This is a genomic window from Pseudomonas sp. V98_8, assembly GCF_029967975.1.
Lineage (GTDB): Bacteria > Pseudomonadota > Gammaproteobacteria > Pseudomonadales > Pseudomonadaceae > Aquipseudomonas > Aquipseudomonas umsongensis.
Window position 1 is genome coordinate 191,629 of sequence record NZ_JASCAE010000007.1, and the last position, 21,445, is coordinate 213,073.

General features: G+C 59.7%; 21 protein-coding genes. 11 read left to right on the forward strand and 10 right to left on the reverse strand.

Translation table 11 applies throughout. The annotated features are described in order from the left end of the window. Positions 1-8 precede the first annotated feature (8 nt). From QLG10_RS07525 to dksA, 4 genes are all read right to left on the reverse strand, one after another. The gene (locus QLG10_RS07525; protein WP_162276369.1) at positions 9-2,963 is read right to left on the reverse strand and encodes a sensor histidine kinase; all 2,955 of its coding nucleotides are present in this window, start codon (positions 2,961-2,963) and stop codon (positions 9-11) included. Next, positions 2,947-3,123: a hypothetical protein gene (locus QLG10_RS07530; protein ID WP_003176118.1), complete on the reverse strand. Its 177-nt coding sequence runs from the start codon at positions 3,121-3,123 to the stop codon at positions 2,947-2,949. The genes QLG10_RS07525 and QLG10_RS07530 overlap by 17 nt, the downstream gene beginning before the upstream one ends. 77 nt (positions 3,124-3,200) lie before the next feature. Next, entirely contained in the window at positions 3,201-4,097 is an 897-nt protein-coding gene (gluQRS, locus tag QLG10_RS07535) for a tRNA glutamyl-Q(34) synthetase GluQRS (RefSeq protein ID WP_282486500.1), read from the reverse strand. A 202-nt stretch (positions 4,098-4,299) separates the two neighbouring features. Further along, complete coding sequence (dksA, locus tag QLG10_RS07540; protein WP_008058386.1) at positions 4,300-4,743, reverse strand: RNA polymerase-binding protein DksA; 444 nt, start codon at positions 4,741-4,743, stop codon at positions 4,300-4,302. Between the two features lie 333 nt (positions 4,744-5,076). Here dksA and QLG10_RS07545 point away from each other — a divergent pair, with 333 nt between their 5' ends. Then, a complete protein-coding gene (locus tag QLG10_RS07545; RefSeq protein WP_020798588.1) occupies positions 5,077-6,249 on the forward strand; it encodes a pyridoxal phosphate-dependent aminotransferase in 1,173 nt (390 codons plus the stop codon). Beyond that, positions 6,249-6,962: a DNA/RNA nuclease SfsA gene (gene sfsA, locus QLG10_RS07550; RefSeq protein ID WP_110751129.1), complete on the forward strand. Its 714-nt coding sequence runs from the start codon at positions 6,249-6,251 to the stop codon at positions 6,960-6,962. The genes QLG10_RS07545 and sfsA overlap by 1 nt, the downstream gene beginning before the upstream one ends. Here sfsA and QLG10_RS07555 read toward each other — a convergent pair. The 5 genes from QLG10_RS07555 to QLG10_RS07575 form a co-directional block, all read right to left on the reverse strand. After that, positions 6,959-7,276: a Rieske 2Fe-2S domain-containing protein gene (locus QLG10_RS07555; RefSeq protein WP_110751131.1), complete on the reverse strand. Its 318-nt coding sequence runs from the start codon at positions 7,274-7,276 to the stop codon at positions 6,959-6,961. The two genes, sfsA and QLG10_RS07555, sit on opposite strands and share 4 nt — an antisense overlap. A 312-nt stretch (positions 7,277-7,588) precedes the next feature. After that, positions 7,589-8,398, reverse strand: a complete 810-nt coding sequence (locus QLG10_RS07560; RefSeq protein WP_282486504.1) for a cyclic nucleotide-binding domain-containing protein — start codon at positions 8,396-8,398, stop codon at positions 7,589-7,591. Between the two features lie 16 nt (positions 8,399-8,414). After that, the gene (locus QLG10_RS07565) at positions 8,415-8,687 is read right to left on the reverse strand and encodes a TfoX/Sxy family protein (protein ID WP_007971093.1); all 273 of its coding nucleotides are present in this window, start codon (positions 8,685-8,687) and stop codon (positions 8,415-8,417) included. A 242-nt stretch (positions 8,688-8,929) separates the two neighbouring features. After that, entirely contained in the window at positions 8,930-9,274 is a 345-nt protein-coding gene (locus tag QLG10_RS07570; protein ID WP_110751135.1) for a pentapeptide repeat-containing protein, read from the reverse strand. A 90-nt stretch (positions 9,275-9,364) separates the two neighbouring features. Beyond that, positions 9,365-10,921 carry a bifunctional aminoglycoside phosphotransferase/ATP-binding protein gene (locus QLG10_RS07575; protein WP_188264313.1) on the reverse strand — a complete coding sequence of 519 codons (1,557 nt, stop codon included), beginning with the start codon at positions 10,919-10,921 and terminating at the stop codon, positions 9,365-9,367. Positions 10,922-11,036: 115 nt separating this feature from the next. Between QLG10_RS07575 and mrcB the strand changes: the two genes are divergently transcribed. From mrcB to QLG10_RS07590, 3 genes are read left to right on the forward strand one after another with little or no spacing between them, the layout of a single operon-like run. Beyond that, positions 11,037-13,361 (forward strand): penicillin-binding protein 1B, encoded by a 2,325-nt coding sequence (mrcB, locus tag QLG10_RS07580; protein WP_110751139.1) that lies wholly within the window; start codon positions 11,037-11,039, stop codon positions 13,359-13,361. Positions 13,362-13,377: 16 nt separating this feature from the next. Then, the gene (locus QLG10_RS07585; RefSeq protein ID WP_110751141.1) at positions 13,378-14,127 is read left to right on the forward strand and encodes a hypothetical protein; all 750 of its coding nucleotides are present in this window, start codon (positions 13,378-13,380) and stop codon (positions 14,125-14,127) included. Continuing rightward, on the forward strand, positions 14,127-14,462 hold the full coding sequence (locus QLG10_RS07590; protein ID WP_020798580.1) for a YqcC family protein: 336 nt from the start codon (positions 14,127-14,129) through the stop codon (positions 14,460-14,462). Before QLG10_RS07585 ends, QLG10_RS07590 begins: the two co-directional genes overlap by 1 nt. 108 nt (positions 14,463-14,570) lie before the next feature. On the opposite strand, the gene QLG10_RS07595 is transcribed toward QLG10_RS07590, so the two are convergent. Then, a complete protein-coding gene (locus tag QLG10_RS07595; RefSeq protein WP_248677017.1) occupies positions 14,571-14,993 on the reverse strand; it encodes a DUF4124 domain-containing protein in 423 nt (140 codons plus the stop codon). A 400-nt stretch (positions 14,994-15,393) separates the two neighbouring features. Between QLG10_RS07595 and QLG10_RS07600 the strand changes: the two genes are divergently transcribed. The 6 genes from QLG10_RS07600 to msrQ all read left to right on the forward strand — a co-directional run bounded on the left by QLG10_RS07600 (position 15,394) and on the right by msrQ (position 21,373). Beyond that, positions 15,394-17,118, forward strand: a complete 1,725-nt coding sequence (locus QLG10_RS07600; RefSeq protein WP_020798578.1) for an acetolactate synthase 3 large subunit — start codon at positions 15,394-15,396, stop codon at positions 17,116-17,118. Positions 17,119-17,120: 2 nt separating this feature from the next. Further along, the gene (ilvN, locus tag QLG10_RS07605; RefSeq protein ID WP_003176102.1) at positions 17,121-17,612 is read left to right on the forward strand and encodes an acetolactate synthase small subunit; all 492 of its coding nucleotides are present in this window, start codon (positions 17,121-17,123) and stop codon (positions 17,610-17,612) included. 45 nt (positions 17,613-17,657) lie between these two features. Further along, positions 17,658-18,674, forward strand: a complete 1,017-nt coding sequence (gene ilvC / locus QLG10_RS07610) for a ketol-acid reductoisomerase (RefSeq protein WP_007909969.1) — start codon at positions 17,658-17,660, stop codon at positions 18,672-18,674. A gap of 144 nt (positions 18,675-18,818) precedes the next feature. After that, positions 18,819-19,676 carry a CDP-diacylglycerol--serine O-phosphatidyltransferase gene (pssA, locus tag QLG10_RS07615; RefSeq protein ID WP_110751144.1) on the forward strand — a complete coding sequence of 286 codons (858 nt, stop codon included), beginning with the start codon at positions 18,819-18,821 and terminating at the stop codon, positions 19,674-19,676. A gap of 63 nt (positions 19,677-19,739) precedes the next feature. Continuing rightward, entirely contained in the window at positions 19,740-20,753 is a 1,014-nt protein-coding gene (msrP, locus tag QLG10_RS07620; RefSeq protein WP_110751146.1) for a protein-methionine-sulfoxide reductase catalytic subunit MsrP, read from the forward strand. Next, positions 20,753-21,373: a protein-methionine-sulfoxide reductase heme-binding subunit MsrQ gene (gene msrQ, locus QLG10_RS07625; RefSeq protein WP_282486516.1), complete on the forward strand. Its 621-nt coding sequence runs from the start codon at positions 20,753-20,755 to the stop codon at positions 21,371-21,373. The genes msrP and msrQ overlap by 1 nt, the downstream gene beginning before the upstream one ends. The last annotated feature ends 72 nt before the right edge of the window (positions 21,374-21,445 follow it).

Here is a 21,445-nt window from a genome sequence, read left to right on the forward strand (position 1 = left end):
CGACGGTCTCAGTTCACAGCGGACGTCGCTTCGACATGACGCGGTAAGGTCACCCGGATACGGGTGCCGCGTTGGCTCTGAACATCAGCCGGGCTGTCGATGGTGATTTGTCCATAATGCTCTTCAACGATGGAATAGACCAGTGCAAGGCCCAGGCCGGTACCTTCACCCGGGTCCTTGGTGGTGAAGAAGGGTTCGAACAATCGATCCATGATGCTCGATGGAATGCCGCTGCCTTCGTCTTCCACGATCAAGTCGACCGTGTGTTCGCCGGCTTCGCTCTTGACCCGCACCGCGCTGCCGGGAGGCGAGGCGTCGCGGGCGTTTGAGAGCAGGTTGATCAATACCTGGGCGAGCCGCTGCGGATCGCCTTCGACCCAGTGATCGGGATCGCACAGGTTATAGAACTGCACTTCGAAATTGCGCCGGTTCAGGGCCAGCAGGCCGATGGCGTCCTGGGCCACTTCCGCCAGACAGACGGGCTCGTCGCTGTGCTGGTGGCTGCCGGCATGGGCGAAACTCATCAGGGACTGGACGATGCGCGAGACGCGCTTGGTCTGTTCGAGGATCTGCCCGCTGATTTCCTTGAGTTCGCCGTCTTCCTCGCGCTCTTCGCGCAGGTTCTGCGCCAGGCAGGCGATACCGGTGATCGGGTTGCCGATTTCATGGGCCACGCCCGCGGCCAGGCGACCGATGCTGGCCAGGCGCTCGGAGTGCACCAGTTTGTCTTCGAGCATCTGGGTTTCGGTGAGGTCTTCCACCAGCAGCACCAGGCCACTGTTGCCCGGTGCGAGGGGTTCGTCGATCGCCGCCTTGTGCAGGTTCAGCCAGCGGGTCTGGCCATCAAGGGCCAGGTGCTGTTTGTGCAAGTGCTCATCCGGGACATTGATGAAGCCTTGCAGCAGTTCTTTCCACGGATCGGCAATGGTGCTCAGGCGCGAACCGACCACGCGCTGTGCGGCGATCCCGGTCAACTCCTCCATGGCTTTGTTCCACATGAGGATTTCCTGGTCCTTGGCCAGCGAGCAGACGCCCATCGGCAATTCCTGCAGGGTCTGGCGGTGATAGCGGCGCAGGGCATCGAGTTCGGCGGCCAGGCCGGTCAGGCGCGAATGGTAATCCTCGAGGCGGCTTTCGATGAAGTGGATGTCCTCGGTGACATAATTTTCGCCGCCGGCCTTGTAGGGCAGAAACGTCTCGACCATGTCCTGGGCCACGCTGGGTCCCATCAAGCCCGACAGGTTGGCTTCGATCCGGTCGCGCAAACGGCGCAAGGCGTACGGGCGGCGCTCGTCGAAGGGCAGGTAGAGATCGCGCAGGGCTTGTTCGACTTCCTTCTGCGCGGCCTTGGCTCCCAGCGGTTTGGCCAGCTGAGTGGCGAATTCCTGGGGCGAGGCGGCGTGCAACTCCCGGCGTTGCGGGCGGCGCACGTTGTCCACCGCGCAGGCTTCGGCGGCACTGGCCTCTTCGGTGCTGGCATTGGTGAACAGCGAAATCAGGGTGAACATCAGGACGTTGGCGGCCAGGGAGGCGATCGCGGCCATGTGCCAACTGGTGTCGTCGAGCACGTAGATCATGTTCAACAACGGTATGTAGAAGCCCTGCAGGTTGCCGACCAGCGGTAGCAACATGGTCACCAGCCACACCAGGATCCCCGCCAGCAGCCCGGCGATGAAGCCGCGACGGTTGGCAGTCGGCCAATACAGGACCGACAGCACGCCCGGGAGGAACTGCAGCGTGGCCACGAAGGCGACGATGCCGAGGTTGGCCAGGTCCTGCTCCGCACCCAGTAGCAGGTAGAAACCGTAGCCGGCCATGATGATGGCGACGATCAGGGCGCGACGGGTCCACTTCAACCAGCGGTAGATGTTGCCTTCGGCCGGCGGCTGGTACAGCGGCAGCACCAGGTGGTTCAGGGCCATGCCCGATAGGGCCAGGGTGGTCACGATGATCAGGCCGCTGGCAGCGGACAGGCCGCCGACATAGGCCAGCAGTGCCAGGGCCTTGCTGTTGGCCGCGATACCGATGCCCAGGGTGAAATATTCCGGGTTGGTGGTGGCGCCGAGTTTCAGGCCGGCCCAGAGAATCAGCGGCACGGCCAGGCTCATCAGCAGCAGGAACAGCGGCAAGCCCCAGCTCGCGCTGACCAGCGAGCGCGGATTGAGGTTTTCGGTGAAGGTCATGTGGTACATGTGCGGCATGACGATCGCCGAAGCGAAGAACACCAGCAACAGCGTGCGCCACGGGCCTTCCTGCAGTGGCGTGTGCAGCGCGGCCAGGGCGGTCTGGTTTTGCAACAGCCACAACTCCAGTTGTTGCGGGCCGTCGAATACGCCATACAGCGCATAGAGGCCGACGCCGCCGAGGGCGATCAGCTTGATCACCGACTCGAAGGCTATCGCGAACACCAGGCCTTCATGTTTTTCCCGGGTGGCGATGTGCCGGGAGCCGAAGAAAATCGTGAACAGCGTGATCAGTGCGCAGAAACTCAGCGCCACGCGATGTTGTACCGGCTCGCGGGTGAGGATGCCGATGGAGTCGGCGACCGCCTGGATCTGCAGCGCCAGCAGGGGCAATACCCCGACCAGCATGAAAATCGTGGTCAGCGCGCCGGCCCAGGTGCTGCGAAAGCGGAAGGCGAACAGATCGGCCAGGGATGACAGCTGATAGGTTCGGGTGATCTTCAGGATTGGATACAGCAACACCGGCGCCAGCAGAAACGCGCCGGAAACACCCAGGTAGCTGGACAGGAAGCCGTAGCCATACTGATAGGCCAGGCCCACGGTGCCATAAAATGCCCAGGCACTGGCGTAGACCCCCAGGGACAGGGTGTACGTCAGCGGGTGGCGAATGATCGCCCGCGGGATCATGCCCCGTTCGCTGACCCAGGCTACGCCGAACAGCACCGCCAGGTACGCGGCGCTGATCAGGATCATCTGGGTCAGGCTAAAGCTCATCGGCATCTTTTTGGCTCTGCAGGATGAAGGTCACGACGATCAGGATCAGCCAGAGCAGATAAGGGCGATACCAGGCGCCAGTGGCGTCGATCCACCAATCCATGATGGCTGGGGAAAACAGATAAATCCCCACTACCAGGAGCAGGACCAAGCGATAGATGTACATCCCGGCCTCTCTTTTTTATGCCCGTGCCCGAAAACGTGCGGCGATGGTAACGGATGGGCGCGCCACTGCAAGCACGATCACTGTAGCTGCGCCTCGGGCAGGCTCAGTGTGCGCGGGATCAACCGGGCATCCCAGTGGGCAATGCCCCAATCCAGCACTTCCCGTGGCGTGGCGTAGGCCAGTTCGGCGCCGGGTTTTTGTCCCAGGGCGCGCAAGGCTCGCAACAACAACGGCGTAGCCTGATCTGCGGTGAGCGGCGGCGAACGGTAGGACTTGCCGAGTTTGTTGCCATCGGGCTGGGTAATCAGCGGGATGTGCAAGTAACGCGGCTGGCGCAGGCCGAGAAGCTCCTGCAGGTAGAGCTGGCGCGGTGTGGAATCGAGCAGGTCGGCACCGCGCACGATGTCGGTGATGCCTTGCCAGGCATCGTCCAGCACCACCGCCAGTTGATAAGCATAGAGCCCGTCGCGCCGGCGAATCACGAAATCACCGACATCCCGGCCCAGATGCTGGTGAAACTCCCCCTGCACCCGATCAATGAAGTGGTAATCAAGTTCGGAGACGCGAATGCGAATGGCGGCATCTTCGGTGCCGTGTCCGGCATTGCGGCACAACCCCGGATAGATGCCGTGGTACGGCTCCAGTTGTTTGCGCGAGCAGGTACAGGCGTAGGCCAGGCCCTGGCTGAACAGGCGATCGAGCACTTGGGCATAGGCATCGTGACGGTCGCTCTGGCGCACCATCTGGCCATCCCACTCGAAACCATAGCTCTCCAGTGCCTTGAGGATCGCGGCCTGGGCGCCGGGCTCTTCGCGGGGCGGGTCGAGATCTTCCATGCGCATCAGCCAGCGCCCACCCACCGAGCGCGCGTCGAGGTACGAGGCCAATGCAGCAACCAGCGAGCCGAAGTGCAGGTGACCACTGGGCGTGGGGGCGAAGCGGCCGATGTAGGTGGGGGAGGTGATGGCGGTCATGAATGCAATATTACGTTGTCCGGTCGTGCGCAAGTCCCATGTGGGAGCGAGCCTGCTCGCGAAAGCTGAGTGTCAGCCTGCATCAATATTGGGCCTGAACGCCCCTTCGCGAGCAGGCTCGCTCCCACAGGTTTCCTGTCGAAGCATACGTCAGAAACAAAAACGGAGCGTTCGCACGCTCCGTTCTTCGTTCAAGCCGCAATTATTTGCCGACTTGCTTTTCCTTGATTTCCGCCAGCGTCTTGCAGTCGATGCACAGGTCAGCGGTAGGGCGTGCTTCAAGACGCTTGACGCCGATCTCGATGCCGCAGGATTCACACCAGCCGTACTCTTCGTCTTCGATCAACTGAAGCGTCTTGTCGATCTTCTTGATCAACTTGCGCTCACGATCGCGGGCTCGAAGCTCGAGAGCGAACTCTTCTTCCTGGCTGGCACGGTCTGCCGGGTCAGGGAAGTTGGCTGCTTCGTCCTTCATGTGGTCCACAGTCTTGTCGACACCTTCCATCAGCTCTTTTTTCCACTGATTCAGAACCTTGGTGAAGTGTTTGCGCATGGGCTCGCCCATGTACTCTTCGCCAGCTTTCTGAACATAGGGCTCGAAGCCGCTGATCGCCTGATTCGCTTGTTGCTTTGCTTGGGTGGACATGAAATAGACCGCCTCTACTCTTGTAATCCATCTGCGCAGGATTGCTCCATCACCGGCACCTGCCGGCCCTGCGGCTGCAAGCGGGCGAACTTACCAGATCAAATCAGACCGCGCTACTCCCGGATGTCGAGGCCGCGGCCTGCGGCGCTTTCAAATGATGGCAAAGCGTTGCCTGGTGGCTCTGGAACCCTGCTCAATTAATGATTTTAGTCAAACCCCGGGCACTCGCTCAGTTCGTTTGTGCCTGGGTTATAAGGCCTCTGACCGCTTTAGGTTCTCGCTCGTTCCTGCGCTTGGGTAGAATTGGTTCTTTTCCCTGTTGAAGGAAGGCCAATGGCTCAGTCCTACAGTGCCCGCAGTCGCGCAATAGAACCTTTCCATGTCATGGCGTTGCTGGCGCGGGCCAATGAATTGCAGGCTGCCGGTCACGATGTGATCCACCTGGAAATCGGTGAACCGGACTTCACCACCGCCGAGCCGATCATCCGCGCCGGACAGGCGGCACTGGAGGGGGGCAAGACGCGTTACACCGCCGCCCGCGGGATCCCCGAGCTGCGCGAGGCCATCGCGGGCTTTTATCAGCAGCGTCATGGCTTGAACATCGACCCGCGACGCATCCTCATCACGCCCGGCGGTTCCGGTGCGTTGCTGCTGGCCAGTGCCTTGCTGGTCGATCCAGGCAAGCACTGGTTGCTCGCCGACCCGGGTTACCCGTGCAACCGGCATTTTCTGCGTCTGGTGGAAGGCGCCGCGCAGCTGGTCCCGGTGGGGCCGGATGTGCGTTATCAACTGACGCCGGATCTGATTGAGCGGCATTGGGACCAGGACAGTGTGGGCGCACTGGTAGCTTCACCGGCCAACCCGACCGGCACGATCCTCACCCGCGACGAGTTGGCGCAACTGTCCCAGGCCATCAAACAACGCCACGGTCACCTGGTGGTGGACGAGATTTACCACGGCCTGACCTACGGCACCGATGCGGCCAGCGTGCTGGAAGTCGACGACAGTGCCTTTGTGCTTAATAGTTTTTCTAAATATTTCGGCATGACCGGCTGGCGTCTTGGCTGGCTGGTAGCGCCGGATGCGGCGGTGAGTGAACTGGAAAAGCTCGCGCAAAACCTCTATATCAGCGCGCCTAGCATGGCCCAGCACGCGGCGTTGGCCTGTTTTGAACCGGCTACCATCGCGATCCTGGAAGAGCGTCGCGCCGAATTTGGTCGTCGTCGCGACTACCTGCTGCCTGCCTTGAGAGCGCTTGGCTTCGGTATCGCCGTCGAGCCGGAAGGCGCGTTCTACCTGTATGCCGATATCAGCAAGTTCGGCGGCGATGCCTTCGCGTTCTGCCGTCATTTCCTCGAAACCGAGCATGTCGCGATTACGCCCGGGCTGGACTTCGGCCGGTATCAGGCCGGGCATCATGTACGGTTTGCCTACACCCAAAACCTTGAACGCTTGCAGGAAGCAGTGGAGCGTATCGGGCGTGGCTTGCGAAGCTGGCAAGGCTGATGCGTTTTCATCCCCCACTCGAAGAAGGTCGGCTGATTCGCCGCTACAAGCGTTTTCTCGCCGATATCGAAACCGTCGATGGCGAGTTGCTGACCATTCACTGCCCGAACACGGGCTCGATGCTCAATTGTCAGGTCGAAGGCGGGCAGGTCTGGTTCAGTCGCTCCAATGACCCCAAGCGCAAGTTGCCCGGCACCTGGGAAGTCGGCGAAACCCCGCACGGGCGCTTGTTCTGCGTGAATACCGGGCGGGCCAATGGCTTGATCGAAGAGGCGTTGCGAGCGGGGGTGATCACCGAGTTGAACGGCTTCACCGAGCTCAAGCGCGAAGTCGCTTATGGTCAGGAGAGCAGTCGCATCGATTTCCGCCTCGAGTACCCGAGCGGGCACGCGTACGTGGAAGTCAAAAGTGTCACCCTGGGCTATGACGGCACGCCGGTGGCGGCGTTCCCCGATGCGGTGACCCAGCGCGGGGCCAAGCATTTGCGGGAATTGGCCCATCTGGCTCGGGACGGGATTCGTGCGGTGCAATTGTATTGCGTCAATCTCAGTGGCATCGAAGCGGTGCGCCCGGCGCAAGAAATCGATTCAGCCTACGCTCAGGCCTTGCGTGAGGCCGTGGCGTGCGGGGTTGAAGTGTTGGCCTACGGTGTTCGCCTGACCCATGAGGAGATGGTGGTGGACCGGCGTCTTGAAGTATTGCTCGGCGGTTAGAGGCTGACCCAGATGCCTTGTGCGTCTTCGCGGCAATCGACACGGGTCAGCGATTGCCCTGCGCAAGGGCCGGCGACACATTCGCCGTCCTCGATCAAGAACAGGGCGCCATGGGTGGCGCACTGGATCAGGCTGTTACTGGGGTCGAGGAATTGGTCAGGGGTCCATTCGAGTCCGACGCCACGGTGCGGGCAGCGATTGATATAGACGTAGACCTGGCCACCCCGGCGTACGGCGAACAATTTCTGGCCGTCGAGGTTGAAACCACGGCTGCTGGCGTCGGCCAGTTCAACGCCTGTACACAGAAATTTCATGCTGATCCTCAGGTCGCAAGCACTGACCAAATAGCTGAGTTGCCCAATGCAAACCCGTTTCAGATGCTCAGGATACTGGCTGCAGCGTCGCGCGAGTTTCCCGCGGGCAAAAAAAGACCCGGCAAGAGCCGGGTCAAATAACCGTGATTAGCCTGATGAGGAGATAATCTGAGAGTCCGAACCAAGGGCTTTTCAGAATATCGACCAGTCTCGCGACCAGTTGTGATAATCATATCGATTCTCATTACCAAGTCAACAGGTGATTTCCCATTTACCCGATTCTTGTCGCACGATGGTTCCAAATCCCCGTATTCATTGAGCTCTGCCCGTCGTTTTCAGTGCGCTCAACTGTGCAATCTGTTTATTCAGCAGGTCGATACGCCGTGCCATGCTCTCGATCAGGCTGTTGGCAATCTTCGGATTGCTCTGGGTAAGGCTCAAAAACTGATCCTTGGGAATGCGCATGATGGTGCAGGGTTCACTGGCGATGACCGTGGCGTTGCGTTTCTCGCCGGTAAACACGGCCATGGCGCCGAAAATCTCGTCCTTGGGCACGTCGCCCACCTTCACCCCATCGACAAACGCTTCGGCATGGCCGTCGATGATCACGAACACATGGTCGGCCTCATCGCCCCGATGGATCAGGGTTTCGCCGTCGGCAACTCGCTGGAAGCCGTTGGTGGCGCGAAACTCCGGTTGCTTGAGGCGCGCCACGGCATCGGACAGCAGGGCGGTCTGGCCCGCCATGTACTGCAGGAACAGCTCCGAGCGGGTCGGGTCGGCATAGATGTGCTGGAACACCTGCGATCGAAGGTAGGGTGTCAGCGCCAGGGGCGTCTTGCTGCACAAGCGACAGCGCGGCAGCCCCGCGTCCTGGCGCAGACCGATCAGATCGCCCTGCTGCAGGTAGAACAGTGCTCGATCATCGATGCATCCATGCAGCCGGCCCTTATCCAGCATGAACAGTTGATCGGCGGGCAAGGCGGCGGCCAGGTCGTCGATGGCGGAAAATTCGACGGCGGTCCCACTCGGTGTCAAACCCTGCAACAGTCGGGCGGGAATGTTCTGCAGGCGATTGATCAGTGTTTCGGCGTAGGCCGGTTGTTCCCCAAGTAAGTACATGGCGAGCGGTACTCGTTCAATTCTTGTGGCGTGACGAGATGGCTTCGAGTTGTTTATTCAAGGCTTCCTTGCGTTCGGCAGGAATGTCATTCCAGTGCACGTCCATCAATGCGCCTTCGATTGCGTACAACAACACCTTGGACGCCCGGAACCCGCGCGTGCGCACGGCTCGATAAGCATCCACCGCCCCCAGGCGACGCAAATCCGAGGCGCTGTGGATGCCCACGGCATGCAGCCATTGCGCCGACGTCTTGCCAAGATTCTTCAGGTGTTGCAGTTCATCATTCATCAAGCCTCCTTGCGATGGCCGAATGGTGCGTGGGCAAGCTTCTGAGGAGTGTAGCCATCAGTAGGAAAAGCGTGATTGTTTGCTCGTTTTTGACGCAAAAGCTTCTAAGAGGCAGCGGGCTGTGATGCTGATAAAAGCGAGGAAAAGGTGGGGAAAACGATCAAATTGCCTGGTTTTCAGGCAATATTGTCCAAAGTTCAGCGCGCTATGGGGGCGCTGGACTTGTCAATTCAGACTGGCGTTCAGCGGGTGCGATAACGCAGGCGCGTACCGAAGTTCATCGACATCAGGATTTCGTCCGCGCTCAGCTCCACTGGGAAATAGGCGCCGGAAATCTGTGCGTGGGCCAGACTCGCACCTTCGAGCGAAGCGTTGCGAAAATCGATGCCGCGCAGATCAGCGGAGCGAAAATAGGCGTCGGTGAAGTCGATACCCTCGGCATTGAGTTCGCGCAGGTCCAGGCCGCGGAAATCACCACCGATCATGTCGATAGGTCCGTGTTTGGGGCGCTCTTTGTTAAAACCGGTGATGTCGTCTTTATGCAGCAAGGCATACAGCGGGGAGTCGAGCAGTTTCGGCTGGCTCATGTCACGTCACCTGTTGGATTTATGACGCCAGTATAGTGCCACTGTTTGAAGGCCGTGAAGCCGGATCAGGCTTCACGGCTCAAATGCGCCTTACAGGCCGGGCAGGCGCTGGCGAATCTGTTCTACCACTGTGTCGAGGGTTCCGCTTTCGTTGGTCTGCACGCGTTTGCTGCAGAGGATTTCTGCGGGCGTCAAGGCTTCACGACTGGCTTGCTGGGCTTCGATAACGGCCAGGGTGGCGTCGGACGGATCTTTTTTGTCTGCCTGGCGCAGGGCCAGCCAGCTTTCGATCACCGCTTGGGGTGCATTGCAGTCAAGGATCAGGAAAGGCGCACCGGTCGCCTCGGCCACTTTCGCCGCCTTGTCGCGTTGTTCATGCTTGAGGTAGGTGGCATCGACCACCACCGGGAACCCGGCGTGCAGGATCAGCCCGGCAATTTCGTGCAAGCGCTGGTAGGTCGCGACACTGGCATCGGCACTATAAATGCCGGCTTGCAGCTCATTGGCGACGGTTTGCTCGCCGAACAGGCGTTTGCGTTCGACATCGGAGCGCAGGCGAATCGCCCCCAGCGCTTCGACCAGGCGCATGGCCACGTGGCTTTTACCAACGGCGGAAACACCGTGGGTGATGGCCATGAAGCGCGACGGGATGGTGCTGTAGCTTTCCGCCAGGTTGGCGTAGTTGCGGTATTGGCGCAATGTCGTGGCGCGCTGCACCGCAGTGGCCTCGGCCGGCATGCTGAACAGGGTGACCTTGGCGCGCACCAACGCTCGGTAGGCTTTATAGAAGTTCAGCAGCTCCAGGCCCTGGTAATCGCCGGTCAGCTCCAGGTATTGGCTGATGAATCGACGTGCCAGGCACTTCAGGCCGCGGTCTTCCAGGTCCATCGCCAGGAAGGCGGTGTCGGCGTAAACGTCGGTGAAGCGGAACGGTTCGTTGAACTCGATGCAGTCGAAGATCACCACGCGGCCGTCGATCACGGTAGCGTTGCCCAAATGGATGTCGCCGTGGCATTCGCGAATGAAACCCTCTGCCTTGCGTTGGGCAAACAGTGGCTTGAGGCGTTCGAAGCTGCTTTCAGCCCAGGCCAGCAGGGCGTCCAGTTGCAGCAGGTCGGCCTTGTCGCTGAGGAAGGGGCGAATCTGCTCGAAGTTCTGCCGTACAGGGGCCATGACGCTGTCTGCGGTCCCGGCTTCGTGTTCTGCCGGCACTCGCGGTGCGTCCAGATGGAAGCGGGCGATCTGTTCAGCCATCTGGTCGATGTGCGCCGGTGTCAGTTCGCCATTGGCTTGCAGGGTGCTGAGCAATCCGTCCTGGTCAAACTGGCGCATTTTCAGCGCGTACTCGATGGCTGGACCTTCGCCGCCCAGTTGCGGTGCTTCGGCGCTGCCGGTGATCGGTAGCACTTCGAGATAAAGATCCTGGGTCAGGCGCTGGTTCAGGCGCAGCTCTTCAGCGCAGAAATGCTTGCGAGCCTCGAGGGTGGTGAAGTCGAGGAAGCCGAAGTTCATCGGCTTCTTCACTTTATAAGCGAAGGGGCCGGTAAGCACGACCCAGGAAATGTGGGTCTCGATGACCTTGAATCCATCTACAGGATGCGGGTAGAGGGCCGGGTTTTGCAGGGCGGCGATCAGGGACTGGCTCACAGGCGATCCTTAAGAGTCGGAAAAAATTCAGGTCGTCATTATGGCGTCTAGCCAGCCTAACGCAAACTCGCGGGCCTCCTGTTGACTATGAATAAAGTGCGTATAATCCGCCGCCATGACTCGTACTCGATCCCCCCGTACCCCAAAGAATCCCCCCTCCAGAGGCCTGCGGCCCTGGCTTGGCTGGGCCCTTAAACTCAGCCTGGTCGGCCTTGTGGTGCTGGCCGGGTTCGCCGTTTACCTCGATGCCATCGTGCAGGAGAAGTTCTCCGGCAAGCGCTGGATGATTCCGGCCAAGGTCTACGCGCGTCCGCTCGAGCTGTTCGTCGGACAAAAGCTGAGCAGGGACGATTTTCTCACCGAGCTCGATGCCTTGGGCTATCGCCGTGAAAGCGTGGCCAACGGCCCGGGCGCGGCCTCCGTCAACGGCAATACCGTCGATCTGAATACCCGCGGCTTCCAGTTCTATGAAGGCATGGAGCAAGCACAACCGGTGCGTGTGCGCTTCTCGGGCGACTACGTGGCGGAACTGTCGGCGGCCAAGGGTTCGAAATTGTCGGTGGTGCGTCTGGAACCACTGCTGATCGGTGGCCTGTACCCGAAAAACCTCGAAGACCGGATCCTGATCAAGATCGATCAGGTGCCGCCGTATTTGCTCGAGACCCTGGTCGCGGTCGAGGACCGTGATTTCTATCACCATTTTGGTGTCTCGCCGAAGTCGATTGCCCGGGCGATCTGGGTCAACGGCTCGTCGGGTCGCATGCGTCAGGGGGGAAGTACCCTGACCCAGCAGTTGGTCAAGAACTTCTACCTGACCAACGAGCGCAGCCTGACCCGCAAACTGACCGAAGCCATGATGGCGTTGCTGCTGGAACTGCACTACGACAAGCGTGAGATCCTTGAGGCTTACCTCAATGAAGTGTTTATCGGTCAGGACGGTCAACGCGCGGTGCACGGTTTCGGCCTGGCCAGCCAGTTCTTCTTCAGCCAGCCTCTGGCCGAGCTCAAGCTGCATCAGGTGGCCTTGCTGGTCGGCATGGTCAAGGGGCCGTCCTCCTACAACCCGCGCCGGTATCCGGAGCGTGCACTGGAGCGGCGTAACCTGGTGCTCGACGTGCTGCAGGAGCAGGGTGTCGCCACGGCGGAGCAAGTCGAAGCCGCGAAAAAAATGCCGTTGGGCGTGACCAAGCGCGGCAGTCTTGCGGACAGCTCGTTCCCCGGCTTCCTTGACCTGGTCAAGCGCCAGCTGCGTGAAGACTACCGCGACGAAGACTTGACCGAGGAGGGGCTGCGGATCTTCACCAGCTTCGATCCGATCCTGCAGATGAAGGCCGAAGCGTCGGTCAACGACACGTTCAAGCGCCTGTCCGGTCGCAAGGGCTCGGATGAGGTCGAGGCGGCGATGGTCGTGACCAATCCGGAAACCGGCGAGGTGCAGGCCATGATCGGCAGTCGCCAGGCCAGCTTTGCCGGTTTCAACCGGGCGCTGGACGCGGTGCGGCCGATCGGCTCGTTGATCAAGCCGGCGGTTTACCTGACGGCGCTGGAAAAACCGAGCCAATACACATTGACCAGCTGGCTGTCGGACGACTCCTTCTCGGTCAAGGGCGCTGACGGGCAGGTCTGGAAACCGCAGAACTATGATCGCCGTTCCCACGGCACGGTCTTCCTTTATCAAGGGCTGGCGCATTCCTACAACTTGTCGACCGCACGCCTGGGCCTGGCCGTGGGTGTGCCGAATGTCCTCAAGACGCTCGGGCGCCTGGGTGTCAGTCGCGAGTTTCCGGCCTTCCCATCGATGTTGCTGGGCGCTGGCGGCATGACCCCGATCGAAGTGGCGACCATGTACCAGACGCTCGCCAACGGCGGTTTCAATACGCCGATGCGTGGTATCCGTAGCGTCCTGACGGCCGAAGGCGAGCCGCTCAAGCGTTATCCGTTCCAGATCCAGCAGCGTTTCGACCCGGCGTCGATCTACCTGATCCAGAGCGCCATGCAGCGCGTGATGCGTGAAGGTACCGGCAGTTCGGTCTACAACGTGTTGCCGAAGACCTTGACCCTGGCCGGCAAAACCGGCACCAGTAACGACTCGCGAGACAGTTGGTTCGCAGGTTTCAGTCAGGACTTGCTGGCGGTGGTCTGGTTGGGACGCGACGACAACGGCAAGACACCGTTCACGGGTGCTACCGGTGCGTTGCAGGTCTGGACCAGCTTCATGCGCAAGGCCGACCCGTTGCCGCTGGACATGCCGCAGCCGGATAATATCGTTCAGGCCTGGGTCGATTCGCGAACCGGCCAAGGCTCCGACGCCGGTTGCCCCGGCGCCGTGCAGATGCCGTATATTCGCGGCAGCGAACCGCCTCCCGGTCCCGCTTGTGGTGGCGAAAGCCCGATCAACGGTGAAACGGTGATGGATTGGGTCAAGGGCTGGATGAATTAAGCAAAGAGGGTTTCAAGTGAACAAGTGGTTGATTCCAGCGGTGACCGCCGTGGCTTTGCTCAGCGGTTGTTCTTCGGTACAGCGCGGCTCGATTCCGGTGGTGGACTCCGGCACCAAGGTTTCCAATAGCGAGCGCGTTTCGGCGAACGGCGGCTACCGTCAGACGACGGTAAAACGTCCTGTGCAACCCCAGGCCCAGGAGATTCCACAAGGCGATACTGGTGTTGTCGTGATGGTGCCGGGTGGTGGTGCGGTGACGTCGGCACCGATCAGCACCACTCCGATTACTCCAGGGCCCATTACCCCGGGCCCGATTACGCCAGGGCCGATCGACACGTCGCCGGTTCAGTCCGCACCGGTCAATCAAGGCAGCTATAGCATGCCCTCGACACCGAGCGGGATTCCGTCGGCCAGTTCCGGTGGCTTGTCCGCCGACGAGCAACTGGACGGGCCGGTGCTGGCGTTGTTGACCACCGCTCAGCAGCAGCAGGCCGGCGGCGATCTCAATGGCGCTTCTTCCAGCCTCGAACGCGCCCAGCGTGTCGCCCCGCGTGAGCCGCAGGTGCTCTATCGCCTGGCGCAAGTGCGCATGGCCCAAGGTGATGCGCCGCAGGCCGAGCAATTTGCTCGCCGTGGCCTGACCTTCGCCAGCGGGCGTCCGGCACTGCAGGCCAGCCTGTGGGAGCTGATCGCCCAAGCGCGCGAGAAGCAGGGTGATTCGGCGGGGGCCGCTTTGGCTCGCCAGAAAGCCAAGGTTACTTCGTGATGGATGTACGGTTTCCGAAGATTGCCGATCAGTTGCTGCTGATCGAACGCGAATTGCGTGTGCAGGGGTGGTGGGACGAGGTCGCGCCATCCGCTGAAGCACTGTCCAGCGTCGAGCCGTTTTCAGTTGATACCCTGGACTTCGAGCAGTGGCTGCAATGGATCTTCCTGCCGCGCATGAAAGCAATCCTGGAGCAGGATCTGCCCTTGCCGAATGCATCGGGGATTCAGGAGATGGCTGAAATGGTCTTCGCCCAGCGCAATGTCCAAGGCAAGGATCGGCAGCTGCAGGCTTTGCTCAAAGAGTTCGATCAACTGATCACCGCCTCCCGCTGAGCTGCGATCCCCTGTAGGAGCTGTCGAGTGCAACGAGGCTGCGATCTTTTGATCTTGCTTTCAAAAAAAGATCGCAGCCTCGTTGCACTCGACAGCTCCTACGGGCTCCTACATGCAGTTATCCGCAATCTGCATTTGCGTTTCAGCGATGCGCTCCTGACGCTGGGAGTCGTCAAGACGCCGCATCTGGCCATCCACTTCCTCTCTCAGGCGCGGATTATTCTGTAGCTGCGCCAGGTTGGTTCGTGCCTGTTCGCAGAAGACCTTCAGCTGGTTCTGTTGCTCGCTCACCTGCTTCTTCACCGATTTGTCGATGGCCTGTTGGTCGCCAATTGCACCGTTGCGGGCGCCAGTGCCCGACCTGCCAGGCTGTGAGGCGGGCGTAACGATGGTAGTGGCAGGCTGATCCCGAGGCGGTTGAGCATCGAAATGGGTAACGCCCTGGGCGTCGACCCACTGGTAAATCTGCCCGGCCATCGACAGCGGGCTAAGGGCGACCATCAGGCCGGCGATGATGAAGTGCGTACGCATGCCAATTCCTTGTCAAAAGTTGCGCAATTGAAGCTAACACGCAGGGGGTTTACGGGTTTTTTCTTGCGTTCTCATGTGGTTAGTAGAATAAAGCTCATAGACGACTTGACTTGCAAGGGACGAAACAGAAGAATCCAAAGTCCGCTGTAGAGGGACTGCCAGAAGCAGACCCACTCGGCAGATCATGAGGCGCACATCCGCGCCGACCTGTTACACCCGCAACGCGTTACCTCGCGCTGGGTGGGAAAGGCCCGCAACACTTGGGACGATCCCAATACTTGCTCAGTCAGTGCTGACGTAGTCGGCGACCACCGTCGCTCATGCTCTGCTGGGAAGTAAACCTATTAAGACCCGTCCCCCTTTTCGTGGACGGTATTCTGGCGTTTTAGAGGTGAACAACGTGGAGCTTTTATCTGGCGGTGAGATGCTCGTCCGCTTTTTGCGCGACGAAGGCGTCAAATATATCTACGGGTACCCGGGTGGTGCTCTTCTTCATGTCTATGATGCCTTGTTCAAAGAACCGGAAGTGACTCACATCCTGGTTCGTCACGAGCAGGCCGCGACCCATATGGCTGACGGCTACGCCCGTGCCACCGGTAAAGCCGGCGTGGTACTGGTGACCTCCGGCCCGGGCGCGACCAACGCCATCACCGGTATCGCCACGGCCTACATGGACTCCATTCCGATGGTGGTGATTTCTGGCCAGGTGCCTAGCACCATGGTCGGTACCGACGCCTTCCAGGAAACCGACATGATCGGTATCTCCCGGCCGATCGTGAAACACAGCTTCATGATCAAGCATGCGTCGGAAATCCCGGAAGTCATGAAGAAGGCGTTCTACCTGGCGCAATCCGGTCGTCCTGGTCCGGTCGTTGTCGACATTCCGAAAGACATGACCAACCCGGCCGAGAAGTTCGAATACGTCTTCCCGAAAAAAGCCAAGCTGCGTTCCTACAGCCCGGCCGTTCGCGGCCACTCGGGGCAAATCCGCAAGGCGGCAGAAATGCTCCTGGCGGCCAAGCGTCCTGTGCTGTATTCGGGCGGTGGCGTTATCCTGGGTGGTGGCTCCGCGCCGCTCACCGAGTTGGCGAAGATGCTCAACCTGCCAGTGACCAACACCCTGATGGGCCTCGGCGGTTACCCTGGTACCGACCGTCAGTTCATCGGCATGCTGGGCATGCACGGCAGCTACACCGCCAACCTGGCGATGCACCATGCTGACGTGATCCTGGCCGTCGGCGCGCGCTTCGACGACCGCGTCATCAACGGCGCATCGAAGTTCTGCCCGAACGCCAAGATCATTCACATCGACATCGACCCGGCTTCGATCTCCAAGACCATCAAGGCCGATGTGCCTATCGTGGGTCCGGTCGAGAGCGTCCTGACCGAAATGGTCGCGATCCTCAAGGAAATCGGCGAGACCCCGAACAAGGAGTCCGTGGCCAGCTGGTGGAAGCAGATCGACGAGTGGCGCGGTGATCGCGGCCTGTTCCCTTATGACAAGGGCGACGGCAGTGTCATCAAGCCGCAGGCGGTGATTGAAACCCTGTGCGAAGTGACCAAGGGCGATGCTTTTGTAGCTTCCGACGTGGGTCAGCACCAGATGTTCGCGGCGCAGTACTACAAGTTCAACAAGCCGAACCGCTGGATCAACTCCGGAGGCCTGGGCACCATGGGCTTCGGTTTCCCTGCGGCCATGGGTATCAAGTTGAGCTTTCCGGATGACGACGTCGCCTGCGTAACGGGCGAGGGCAGCATCCAGATGAACATTCAGGAGTTGTCGACCTGCCTGCAATACGGTTTGCCGGTAAAAATCGTCATCCTGAACAACGGTGTACTGGGCATGGTTCGCCAGTGGCAGGACATGAGCTACGGCAGCCGTCACTCTCATTCCTACATGGAATCGCTGCCTGATTTCGTCAAGCTGGCGGAGGCCTATGGCCACGTTGGCGTGCGCATCACTGATTCGAAAGATTTGAAGTCGAAGATGGAAGAGGCGTTCGCCATGAAAGATCGCCTGGTGGTAATCGATATTTCGGTCGACACCAGCGAGCACGTCTATCCGATGCAGATCAAAGACGGCTCCATGCGCGATATGTGGCTGAGCAAGACGGAGCGTACTTAATCATGCGGCACATTATTTCCTTGCTTCTGGAAAACGAACCTGGCGCTTTGTCTCGTGTTGTCGGCCTGTTCTCGCAGCGCAACTACAACATCGAAAGCCTGACCGTGGCCCCCACCGAAGACCCGACCCTGTCGCGTCTGACGCTGACCACTGTCGGGCACGATGAGGTCATCGAGCAGATCACCAAGAACCTGAACAAGCTGATCGAAGTGGTCAAATTGGTCGACCTGTCGGAAAGTGCTCACATCGAGCGCGAACTGATGCTGGTCAAGGTCAAGGCCACCGGCGCCCAGCGCGCCGAGATCAAGCGCACCACCGATATTTACCGTGGACAGATCGTCGATGTCAGTGCCAGCGTATATACCGTTCAATTGACCGGTACCAGCGACAAGCTCGACAGCTTCATCCAGTCCATTGGCACCGCCTCGATCCTGGAGACCGTCCGCAGTGGCGTCACCGGTATTGCCCGCGGCGACAAAGTACTCAGCATCTAAACCAAATTAGCGAATGGCCTGAACGGCCGGATATAGGGGAAATTCATGAAAGTTTTCTACGATAAAGACTGCGACCTGTCGATCATCCAGGGCAAGAAAGTTGCCATCATCGGTTACGGCTCCCAGGGCCACGCTCAAGCGTGCAACCTGAAAGATTCCGGCGTTGACGTGACTGTTGGTCTGCGCAAAGGCTCGGCCACTGTTGCCAAGGCTGAAGCCCACGGCCTGAAAGTGACTGACGTTGCTTCCGCTGTTGCTGCTGCCGACCTGGTCATGATCCTGACCCCGGACGAGTTCCAGTCTTCCCTGTACAAGAACGAAATCGAGCCGAACATCAAGAAAGGCGCCACCCTGGCCTTCTCCCACGGCTTCGCGATCCACTACAACCAGGTTGTGCCGCGTGCTGACCTCGACGTGATCATGATCGCGCCGAAGGCACCAGGTCACACCGTACGTTCCGAGTTCGTCAAAGGCGGCGGTATCCCTGACCTGATCGCGATCTACCAGGACGCATCCGGCAACGCCAAGAACGTTGCGCTGTCCTACGCTGCCGGCGTGGGTGGCGGTCGTACCGGCATCATCGAAACCACCTTCAAGGACGAGACTGAAACCGACCTGTTCGGCGAACAAGCCGTTCTGTGCGGCGGTACCGTTGAACTGGTAAAAGCTGGTTTCGAAACCCTGGTTGAAGCTGGCTACGCGCCGGAAATGGCCTACTTCGAATGCCTGCACGAACTGAAGCTGATCGTGGACCTCATGTACGAAGGCGGTATCGCCAACATGAACTACTCGATCTCCAACAACGCCGAGTACGGCGAGTACGTGACTGGCCCGGAAGTGATCAACGCCGAATCCCGTCAGGCCATGCGCAACGCCCTGAAACGCATTCAGGACGGCGAATACGCCAAGATGTTCATCAGCGAAGGCGCTACCGGCTATCCTTCGATGACCGCCAAGCGTCGTAATAACGCCGCGCACGGTATCGAAGTCATCGGCGAGCAACTGCGCTCCATGATGCCTTGGATCGGTGCCAACAAGATCGTCGACAAAGCCAAGAACTAAGTCGATTACTTGTACGAAAAACGCGGCTTAGGCCGCGTTTTTTCGTTTGGGTGATCGGTTCTGGTATAAAGCTGCATCGTTTGCGGTCGAACCGTCGTCCCAGACACCTGTCGAAACTTTCCACCCCGTTGCAAGGTAATGTCCATGAGCGAACGTCCCGAAGAGCCAAAGCAGGCTTCTGACGCCGAAAGCCTTCTGCCCATCGATGAGCACATCGAAGAAGGGCATGACGCTGACGGCCGTAAAGTCCGGCATCGTGGTATCTATCTTCTGCCGAATCTGTTCACCACTGCGAATCTCTTCGCAGGGTTTTATTCCATCATCAACTCGATGAGCGCCCAGAGTGCCTTGAGTGCCGGCGATTCGATGGGTGCGAGCAAGTATTTTGCGTTCGCCGCCATCGCGATTTTCGTGGCGATGGTGCTCGACGGCCTCGACGGCCGCGTTGCCCGCATGACCAATACCCAGAGTGCCTTTGGCGCCGAGTACGACTCGCTGTCGGACATGGTTGCCTTTGGCGTGGCACCGGCGTTGCTCGCCTTCGGCTGGGCGCTAGGCGACATGGGCAAGGTCGGCTGGATGGTCGCCTTCATCTATGTAGCGGGTGCGGCGTTGCGCCTGGCACGGTTCAACACCCAGGTCGGTACTGCCGACAAGCGTTATTTCATCGGTCTCGCCAGCCCGGCTGCGGCGGGAGTCGTAGCCGGTATTGTCTGGGCGTTCAGTGATTACGGCATCCAGGGTTCCAAGATGTCCTTCCTGGTTGCGCTGATGGTGGCGGCGGCCGGCATGCTGATGGTCAGCAACATCAAGTACAACAGCTTCAAGGAGCTGGACCTGAAAGGGCGCGTTCCGTTTGTGGCGATCCTTGCCGTGGTGTTGGTATTTGCCGTCGTATTCAGTGATCCGCCGCGCATCCTGCTCCTGGTGTTCCTCGCCTATGCAGCATCTGGTCCGGTGCAATACCTGTTACATCTTCGTCGGCGTAAAAGCGCCGAGTGATGTAATTTCCCTCATACTCCGCAGTCTGTTGGTGCGCCTGTTCTCCAATGCTGCGGAGTAGCCATGCTGATCAAAGTCCCAAAAGCGTCCGACTGCCATGAGTCGGACGTCACGCCTGAATCTCTCTATCTTTCTCGACGCAATGTAGTGGGTGCTGCCGTAGCCGGATTGGCCGTGAGCAGTCTGCCGCGGTGGGCGGTGGCCGATGAAGCGGCGCGATACCCGGATGTCGAGCCTGGCAAGGCACCGTCCTGGTTTGCCGAAAAGCTTCCCTCCACCCGGTGGGGCGCCGTCAGTGTGAAGGATGAGGCAATCACCCCGTTCAAGGACGCAACGCACTACAACAACTTCTATGAGTTCGGCACGGACAAGGGTGACCCGGCTGCCAACGCCGGTGCACTGAAAACCGAACCCTGGACCGTGGTCGTGGACGGGGAGGTGGGTAAGCCTGGGCGGTATGCTCTGGAAGACTTCATGAAGCCTTATCAGTTGGAAGAGCGCATTTACCGGTTGCGCTGCGTGGAGGCATGGTCGATGGTGATTCCATGGATCGGCTTCCCCATTTCGGCGCTGCTTAGCCAGGTAGAGCCCACGTCAAATGCCAAATTCATTCGCTTCGAAACCCTGCAGGATCCGAAGAGCATGCCTGGGCAGCGGTCCGGGTTCGCCTTGATCGACTGGCCTTATGTAGAAGGGCTGCGATTGGACGAAGCCATGAACCCGCTGGCAATACTGGCGGTGGGGATGTACGGGCGTGAACTGCCGAACCAGAACGGGGCGCCTTTGCGTTTGGTTGTGCCATGGAAGTACGGGTTTAAAAGCATCAAGTCCATCGTGCGGATAAGCCTGGTGAGCGAGCAGCCAAAAACCACTTGGCAGAGTATTGCCGCGGATGAATACGGTTTTTACGCGAACGTGAATCCTACGGTTGACCACCCGCGCTGGACCCAGGCTCGCGAGCGCCGACTGCCGAGCGGTCTGTTCAAGCCTAATGTGCGTGACACGCTGATGTTCAACGGTTATGCGGATGAAGTCGCTTCTTTATATGCAGGGCTCGATTTGCGGAAGAATTATTGATGCGATATCCGCTCTGGCGTGCTGCGGTTTTCGTTTGTGCAATGGTGTGGCCGCTGCTTTGGTTGTACCAGGCCTGGCAGGATGCGCTGGGGCCTGATCCCGGCAAGGTGCTGGTTGATCGGTTGGGGTTGGGGACGCTTGTGCTGTTGCTCGTCACGCTCAGTATGACGCCGCTGCAAAAGCTCACGGGGTGGGCGGGGTGGATAGCGGTCCGGCGGCAATTGGGATTGTGGTGTTTCGCTTACGTGGTTCTGCACTTGAGCGCCTACCTGGCGTTCATCCTTGGATTCGACGGGGCGCAGCTGGGTGTCGAATTGCGCAAGCGACCGTACATCATTGTCGGGGTCTTGGGTTTTTTGTGCTTGCTATCGTTAGCGTGCACTTCCAATCGATACAGCCAACGACGTATGGGAGTTCTTTGGAAGAAGCTGCATCGCTCGGCCTATCTGGTTCTCGTACTCGGATTGCTGCATATGCTCTGGATCGTGCGCGCCGATCTTAAGGAGTGGTCGATCTATGCATCTATAGGCGCATTGCTGTTAGTGCTCAGGTTGCCGTCGCTGGCTCGTCGAATCCCGCGCCTGATCGCTAAAAAGGGTACTTCTGCCAAAAAGGCGTAATTAATGGTTGACGGCAAATTCTGGAAGCCTATAATTCGCCCCACTTCCGGCGCAGTCGAAACGGAAAACTCC

Bases quoted from the DNA above. Each gene is read 5' to 3' on its own strand.
- QLG10_RS07565 (WP_007971093.1), bottom strand. From the start codon at position 8,687: ATGAATGATGAACTGCAACACCTGAAGAATCTTGGCAAGACGTCGGCG.
- QLG10_RS07525 (WP_162276369.1), bottom strand. From the start codon at position 2,963: ATGCCGATGAGCTTTAGCCTGACCCAGATGATCCTGATCAGCGCCGCG.
- QLG10_RS07560 (WP_282486504.1), bottom strand. From the start codon at position 8,398: ATGTACTTACTTGGGGAACAACCGGCCTACGCCGAAACACTGATCAAT.
- QLG10_RS07595 (WP_248677017.1), bottom strand. From the start codon at position 14,993: ATGCGTACGCACTTCATCATCGCCGGCCTGATGGTCGCCCTTAGCCCG.
- ilvN (WP_003176102.1), top strand. From the start codon at position 17,121: ATGCGGCACATTATTTCCTTGCTTCTGGAAAACGAACCTGGCGCTTTG.
- mrcB (WP_110751139.1), top strand. From the start codon at position 11,037: ATGACTCGTACTCGATCCCCCCGTACCCCAAAGAATCCCCCCTCCAGA.
- dksA (WP_008058386.1), bottom strand. From the start codon at position 4,743: ATGTCCACCCAAGCAAAGCAACAAGCGAATCAGGCGATCAGCGGCTTC.
- msrP (WP_110751146.1), top strand. From the start codon at position 19,740: ATGCTGATCAAAGTCCCAAAAGCGTCCGACTGCCATGAGTCGGACGTC.
- gluQRS (WP_282486500.1), bottom strand. From the start codon at position 4,097: ATGACCGCCATCACCTCCCCCACCTACATCGGCCGCTTCGCCCCCACG.
- ilvC (WP_007909969.1), top strand. From the start codon at position 17,658: ATGAAAGTTTTCTACGATAAAGACTGCGACCTGTCGATCATCCAGGGC.
- QLG10_RS07530 (WP_003176118.1), bottom strand. From the start codon at position 3,123: ATGTACATCTATCGCTTGGTCCTGCTCCTGGTAGTGGGGATTTATCTG.
- pssA (WP_110751144.1), top strand. From the start codon at position 18,819: ATGAGCGAACGTCCCGAAGAGCCAAAGCAGGCTTCTGACGCCGAAAGC.
- QLG10_RS07545 (WP_020798588.1), top strand. From the start codon at position 5,077: ATGGCTCAGTCCTACAGTGCCCGCAGTCGCGCAATAGAACCTTTCCAT.
- sfsA (WP_110751129.1), top strand. From the start codon at position 6,249: ATGCGTTTTCATCCCCCACTCGAAGAAGGTCGGCTGATTCGCCGCTAC.
- QLG10_RS07555 (WP_110751131.1), bottom strand. From the start codon at position 7,276: ATGAAATTTCTGTGTACAGGCGTTGAACTGGCCGACGCCAGCAGCCGT.
- msrQ (WP_282486516.1), top strand. From the start codon at position 20,753: ATGCGATATCCGCTCTGGCGTGCTGCGGTTTTCGTTTGTGCAATGGTG.
- QLG10_RS07570 (WP_110751135.1), bottom strand. From the start codon at position 9,274: ATGAGCCAGCCGAAACTGCTCGACTCCCCGCTGTATGCCTTGCTGCAT.
- QLG10_RS07590 (WP_020798580.1), top strand. From the start codon at position 14,127: ATGGATGTACGGTTTCCGAAGATTGCCGATCAGTTGCTGCTGATCGAA.